Origin of the sequence: Bacteroides caecigallinarum (assembly GCF_016902295.1) — a bacterium.
GTDB classification, from domain to species: Bacteria; Bacteroidota; Bacteroidia; order Bacteroidales; family Bacteroidaceae; genus Phocaeicola; species Phocaeicola caecigallinarum_A.
The window spans coordinates 1-477 of record NZ_JACJLQ010000156.1; the positions used below are offsets into that span (position 1 = coordinate 1).

At 41.7% G+C, this 477-nt stretch carries 1 protein-coding gene; it reads left to right on the plus strand.

What is annotated here, in order from left to right:
* Positions 1-52: 52 nt before the first annotated feature.
* Positions 53-477: carboxypeptidase-like regulatory domain-containing protein (locus H6A27_RS14615; protein ID WP_239469735.1), on the plus strand; the 425-nt coding region annotated here is incomplete at its 3' end.

Consider the following 477-nt stretch of genomic DNA (forward strand, 5'->3'; position numbering starts at 1 on the left):
GCATTCGGAGATATAAACCATGAGCAATAATAACCTAAAAAGTATCTTTATAATGAAAGCGATTAAAACTTTTTTATTTACATCTTTAATGGTCTTCTTGCCGGTAATTTTATCCGCACAGACCGTAAGCGGAAAATTGATTGACGAGAAGGAAAAACCACTGCCTTTTGCTAATGTTGTATTGCTGTCGCTACCGGATTCTGCATTTGTGAGCGGAACCATCAGCGGAGAGGACGGATCTTTCACTCTGGAGGCAACTTCGGAAAACCAGATAGTGAGAATATCCTCCATCGGATATAAGACCGTATTTAAGCCTGTATCTCCAGCCAATATTGGTACAGTTCAGCTCGTATCGGACGCACAACAATTAGGAGAAGTAGTGGTAAAGGCAGACTTGCCTAAAACACGTGTAAAAGGCAATGCTATGGTGACGACTGTGACAGGAAGTGTGCTTGAAAAAGCAGGAACGGGAAATGA